The organism is Luteimonas lutimaris, assembly GCF_039537065.1.
GTDB classification, from domain to species: domain Bacteria; phylum Pseudomonadota; class Gammaproteobacteria; order Xanthomonadales; family Xanthomonadaceae; genus Luteimonas; species Luteimonas lutimaris.
Genome location: NZ_BAAAZU010000001.1, coordinates 175,155 through 180,376, shown reverse-complemented (window position 1 = coordinate 180,376; position 5,222 = coordinate 175,155). Strand labels below are relative to the sequence as shown.

Genomic DNA, 5,222 nt, shown 5'->3' with positions numbered 1-5,222 from the left:
TCGCGGCCATGGCCGCTCCCACAGGCACCAAAAGGCTCCGCAGGCAGGCCACCCGACAGGGCAAGGCCGCTCCCGCAGGCCGCTGCCGGCTACCTGGCGAACATGTCGCCGAAGAAGTCGCCTTCGTTCCAGCGCGGGCGCTCGGCCTCGTCGCCGACCCGCTGGCCGATGCGCGCGTTGAGCCGCGCCATGCGGGCGGCGTCGCCGTACTGGATCGGCTGCGTGTCGGCGTCGTCGCAGGGGCGGTGGTAGCAGTTGCGCAGGAAGTAGCGCAGCGCCACCTTCGGATCGCGCGCCTTGTCCTTGTCGGCGGACTCCACGCCGCCGGCGAGGTACACCGCCGGTACGCCGGCGCGGATGAAGGCGTACTGGTCGCTCCGCACGAACACGTTCTCCTCCGGGAAGGGATCCGGCGACAGCGCCACCCGGATGTCCTTCGCCGCCGCTTCCAGCGTGGCCTGCAGCGACGAGTGTTCGACGCCGATCGGCACCACGTCGGTGGTCGGCGCCATCAGCACCGGCATGTCCATGTTGATGTTGGCCACCATCGAATCGGCCGCCACGGTGGGGTGGGTGGCGAACCATTCCGCGCCGAGCAGGCCCTTCTCCTCGGCGGTGGTGGCGACGAACAGCAGTGAGCGTTTCGGCCGGTACTTCGCGTCGGCGAGCTGGTGCGCGGTCTCGAGCATGATCGCCACGCCCAGCGCGTTGTCGAGCGCGCCGTTGTAGATGCGGTCGCCTTCCACCGGCGCGCCGATGCCGACGTGGTCCAGGTGCGCGCTGTAGACGATGTGTTCTGTGGCGAGCGCGTCGTCGTCGCCGGGCAGCCGCGCCACCACGTTGCGCGACTGTGCCGGTTCGATGGTCGTGCGCGCGGCGAGCGCGATGGTGCCGGGCAGGGCGAAGCCGCGCAGCGTGCCGTCGCGCGCGGCGTCGAACAGCTGCGCGGCGGTCAGCGGGGCGTCGGCGAACACCAGGTCGGCGGCCGCCGCGCTGACCGAGGCCACCACGCGCAGCTGCGGGAAGGTGTCGATCCCGCGGCCGTCGGCGTCGCGCAGGCGCATCGCCGGCTTGTCCCAGTTGGCCGCGTGCTGCGCCCACGGCGCGCCGGCCTCGTCCTGCACGGTATTGACGAACACCGCGCCGATCGCGCCGTGCGCGGTGACCTGGCGCAGCTTCTCGTGGTACGAGGCGTGGAACGCGCGCCGGTCGTCGTCGAAGCGCGCCGGCGCGCCGCCAAACAGCACCGCGATCTTGCCCTTGAGGTCCAGCCCCTTGAAGTCGTCCACGTCCAGCGCCGGCGCGTGCACCGCCTGGCCGACGAACACCGCCGGCGCCTCCACCGCGGCGCGCGCCGCGTTGAAGTCGGGCTGCGGCAGGAACTGGTCGCGCAGCCGCAACTCGATGTGGCGGCCGTTGCGGTTGACCGCGAAATACGCGCCTTCACTCTCGCGCGTGGCCTTGAGCAGCGGCACGTGCTGGAAGAACGAGCCGTCATCGCCGGCCGGCTGCAGTTCGATTTCGGCGAAGCGCCGGGCCACGTAGTCCGAGGCCTTTTCGTAGCCGCGGGTGCCGGTCTCGCGGCCTTCCATCGCGTCGTCGGCCAGCGCGCGCACATCGGCCTCGATGCGCAGCGCGGCCGGGTCGTCGGCCCAGTCCGGGGGCGTCGCCTCCGCGGCGGAAGCGTCTTCCGCTGGCGGCGGCGCCTCGCGCTGGCACGCGGCCAGCGACAGCGCGAACAGGATGGGCAGGAGGGCGGCGCGGCGCATCGGCTTGGTTCCGGCTGGGGGAGCCGCGACGCTAGCACAGCCGTCGTGCGCCGATGTCCGCACGGGTCGCATCGCCGCTATGCTCGACGGCGATGGACGCGCCGACACACCCGGTTGCCACGCCGCCCACCCGCATCGAGCGACTGGTCCTGCTCGCGGTGGTGGTGGTCGCGCTCGCGTGGTCGCTGGCGGTCGCGCGCGACCGGCTGACCTGGCTGCTCGAAGTGGTCTGGGTGATCGCCGCGCTGCCGCTGCTGGTCTGGCGCTGGTCGCGATTCCCGCTGACGCGGCTGCTGTGCTGGCTGCTGGTCGCGCACGCCCTGGTGCTGGTCCACGGCGGCACCTACACCTACGCGCAGACGCCGCTCGGATTCTGGCTGCGCGACGTGCTCGGCTTCGAGCGCAACCCCTGGGACCGCGTCGGCCACCTGATGCAGGGCTTCGTGCCGGCGATCCTGGCGCGCGAACTGCTGCTGCGGCTCACGCCGCTGCGCCGCGGCGGCTGGCTGGTCTACCTCGTGCTCGCCGCGTGCCTGAGCTTCAGCGCGTTGTTCGAACTGATCGAATGGTGGGCGGCGCTGGCCTTCGGCGCCGATGCCGACGCCTTCCTCGCCACCCAGGGCGACGTCTGGGACACGCAGTGGGACATGTTCCTGTGCCTGTGCGGCGCCATCGCCTCGCTGCTGCTGTGGTCGCGGCTGCACGACCGGCAGCTTGGCCCGCAAGTCAGGGTGGCGCGACGGGAGCCAGGAGACCGATGAGGATCAGTGTCCACAAGAGGCAGCCCAGCACGATCCAGAGCCAGTTTGCCGCCGTCAGCCGCGCGTTCGCGGAGCCGCCGGGGTCCTGGCACGCGGCGTTGGCCGCGCGCTGGGTGGCGGCCATGGCCATGCCCACGGGCAGCAACAGCGCGATGCCGAGGTAATCCAGCTGCGTCATGGTGTCCACGCGCGCCGCCACGCGGCCGACGATTGCCGAGACGATCGAGAGCACGACGAACATGGTGGCGCTGAGCGCCGGCCGCCACGCGTGGACGGTGCGCGATGTCCGCAGCGCATCGTCCACGTGGCGATTGAGCGCATGCATGAAGAAGATCGGGAAGATCGACCGGGCCGCCGGCCACAGCGGTTCGCGATGCCAGTCGCGGTACTGTCCCCAATGCCGGTAGAGCCAGAAGTACTGGTACAGGCCGAAGGTGGCCAGGTACAGGCACCAGAACTTGCGCAAGGAGACGACGTGGAACGCCGTCCTCGTGGCATCGAAGCGAATTCTGCCCACATCGCCGACCGGCGCCCTTGGCGGTGCGTAGACATCCTGTTGCGGCCGTACGTCGGCGTCACCGTCGTGCATTCGGATCCCTCCGTTGCCCGCGCGCACGATGCCACGAAGCCGCTGCACCGGGAAGAAGGCGCTCAATCGCGCGCGGGCGCATCCGGCAGGTACAACGCCGCGATCTTCATCGCCAGCCGGTACGGCTCGGGGTCGTTGCGGTTGGTGAGCACCACCACGGTCAGGTGTCGCTGCGGCCAGCGGATGATCACGTTGCGCCCGCCGATGGTCTCGCCCGAATGCCACAGCACCTCGCCGTGGATGCGCCAGCCGTAGCCGTAGCCGTCGACGTCGGCCTCGTCGTGGATCGGGTTGTGCAGGGTGAAGGCGTCGGCGCGCATCGCGTCGCTGAGCAGGCGGTCGTCGTACAGCGCCGCGTCCCACCTGGCCAGGTCGTCGATCGAGGAATAGATGCCGCCGTCGCCGAGCACCGCGCTGGTCGAACTCTGGTCGGTGCGCACCCACCGGCCGTCGACCAGGCTGTGGCCGTAGGCGCGGTGGGCGACGGTGGAGATGCCGTTCTCGTAGGCCACCGTGCCGTCCATGCCCAGTGGCTTGAAGATGCGTTCGCGCAGGAAGGTCGCGAAGTCCTGCCCCGAGGCCTTGCCCACGACCAGCGCCAGCAGCGCGTAGGCGCCGTTGCTGTAGCGGTAGCCGGTGCCCGGTGCGAAGTACAGGCGGTCCTCGCCTTCGAGCAGGTGCAGCACGTCGATGTCGTGGACCTGATCAAGCGTGTCCTGCCCGGTGGCGTCGGGCGCCATCAGGTCCTCGTAGTCGATCAGGCCCGAGGCGTGGGTGAGCAGGTGGCGCAGGGTGATCGCGTCGTCGCTCGCGGGCAGCGACGGCAGCCACTTGCGCACCGGGTCGTCGAGCGAGAGCTTGCCGTCTTCGGCCAGCAGCAGGATCGCCGCGGCGGTGAACTGCTTGGTCACCGAGGCCAGGCGGAAGTTGGTGTCCGGGGTCACCGGCGTGCCGGTTTCCAGGTCCGCCAGGCCGTAGCCGCGCCGCAGCAGCGGCTGGCCGTCGCGCAGCACCAGCACCGCCGCGCCGGGCACGTCGCCGGTGTAGTCGCGCATCAGGGTGTCGACCGAAGCCTGCATGGGCGTCCCCGTGGTGGCGCAGCCGCCGAGGAGGACGGCCAGCAGGAGCGAGGCGGGCATCATGGGCAGGCGCATGGGCCGATTGTAAGCACAAGGCGAATGCCTGGTCGCTCCTGCACGATCAGCGGGAGTCTTCGTCCCGGCGCGGAAACCGCAGCACCACGCCGCGCTCTTCCTGCTGCCGCTGCCACAGCACCGGCACGTCGTCCGGGGCGCCGGGTTCAAACTGGTCGCGGTCCTCGGCGGCGGCGCGGGCCTCGCGTTCGGCCAGCTCTTCCTCGATTTCCCAGCTGTACTTGCGCCGCGGCGGCCGCGGGTCCCGGTGGCGGAACAGGAACGCCGCCACCACGCCCGCCACCGCGCCGCCCAGGTGCGACTGCCACGACACGCCGATTTCGCGCGGCAGCACCGTCAGCAGCATGCCGCCGTAGAGGAACAGCGCGATCATTGCCGCGGCGATCGAGGCGCGGTCGCGGCGCAGCAGTCCGAGCACGAACACCAGGAACAGCAGCCCGTGGCCGAGCCCGCTGGCGCCCAGGTGGCGCGAGCCGGCCTCGCCCAGCAGCCACGCGCCCAGCCCCGAGCCCAGCCACAGCAGCGGCAGCGCGCGCACGGTGGCGCGCGGATAGACGGCGCCGGCCAGCGTGCCCAGCAGCAGCAGCGACACCGCGTTGGCACCGAGATGCTCGGGCGAACCGTGCAGCAGCGGCGCGGTCAGCACGCCGACCAGCCCGGGGGCGCTCTGCGGCAGCACCGCGAACGCGCGCCAGTCCAGTGCCTGCTGCGCGGCGAACATCACCACCAGCAGCAGCACGAACGCCAGGCTGGCCTTGAGTGCGCGCAGCAGGCGCGCGCGGTCGGCCCTGCGCTGGGCGGCGGGGTCGAGCTGCGGTTCGTGCGTGTCCAGGTGCATGGGGCAAGGATGGCGGCGGATCGGGGCGATGCAAGGTTTGGGCGTGGGAGGGAGTGTCCCGGGTGGGGGAACTATGGGAGCGGCCATGGCCGCGATGGGCGGCAGGACACC

General features: G+C 71.4%; 5 protein-coding genes. 1 reads left to right on the top strand and 4 read right to left on the bottom strand.

What is annotated here, in order from left to right; genetic code table 11:
* Positions 1–89: 89 nt before the first annotated feature.
* Positions 90–1,769 (bottom strand): M20/M25/M40 family metallo-hydrolase, encoded by a 1,680-nt coding sequence (locus ABD679_RS00805; RefSeq protein WP_344758020.1) that lies wholly within the window; start codon positions 1,767–1,769, stop codon positions 90–92.
* Positions 1,770–1,861: 92 nt separating this feature from the next.
* On the opposite strand from ABD679_RS00805, the gene ABD679_RS00800 reads away from it, so the two are divergent.
* Positions 1,862–2,530: a DUF2238 domain-containing protein gene (locus ABD679_RS00800; RefSeq protein ID WP_344758019.1), complete on the top strand. Its 669-nt coding sequence runs from the start codon at positions 1,862–1,864 to the stop codon at positions 2,528–2,530.
* On the opposite strand, the gene ABD679_RS00795 is transcribed toward ABD679_RS00800, so the two are convergent.
* Genes ABD679_RS00795 through ABD679_RS00785 form a run of 3 tightly spaced genes read right to left on the bottom strand, consistent with a single transcriptional unit; the run spans position 2,496 to position 5,105 of the window.
* Entirely contained in the window at positions 2,496–3,185 is a 690-nt protein-coding gene (locus tag ABD679_RS00795) for a hypothetical protein (protein ID WP_344758018.1), read from the bottom strand. The genes ABD679_RS00800 and ABD679_RS00795 overlap by 35 nt on opposite strands.
* The gene (locus ABD679_RS00790; protein ID WP_344758228.1) at positions 3,182–4,261 is read right to left on the bottom strand and encodes a serine hydrolase domain-containing protein; all 1,080 of its coding nucleotides are present in this window, start codon (positions 4,259–4,261) and stop codon (positions 3,182–3,184) included. Before ABD679_RS00790 ends, ABD679_RS00795 begins: the two co-directional genes overlap by 4 nt.
* A 58-nt stretch (positions 4,262–4,319) precedes the next feature.
* Complete coding sequence (locus tag ABD679_RS00785; protein ID WP_425561825.1) at positions 4,320–5,105, bottom strand: rhomboid family intramembrane serine protease; 786 nt, start codon at positions 5,103–5,105, stop codon at positions 4,320–4,322.
* Positions 5,106–5,222 lie beyond the last annotated feature (117 nt).

What these genes read in the sequence shown, in the direction of transcription:
- ABD679_RS00790 (WP_344758228.1), bottom strand. Translation starts at nt 4,261, where the DNA reads ATGATGCCCGCCTCGCTCCTGCTGGCCGTCCTCCTCGGCGGCTGCGCC.
- ABD679_RS00800 (WP_344758019.1), top strand. Translation starts at nt 1,862, where the DNA reads ATGGACGCGCCGACACACCCGGTTGCCACGCCGCCCACCCGCATCGAG.
- ABD679_RS00805 (WP_344758020.1), bottom strand. Translation starts at nt 1,769, where the DNA reads ATGCGCCGCGCCGCCCTCCTGCCCATCCTGTTCGCGCTGTCGCTGGCC.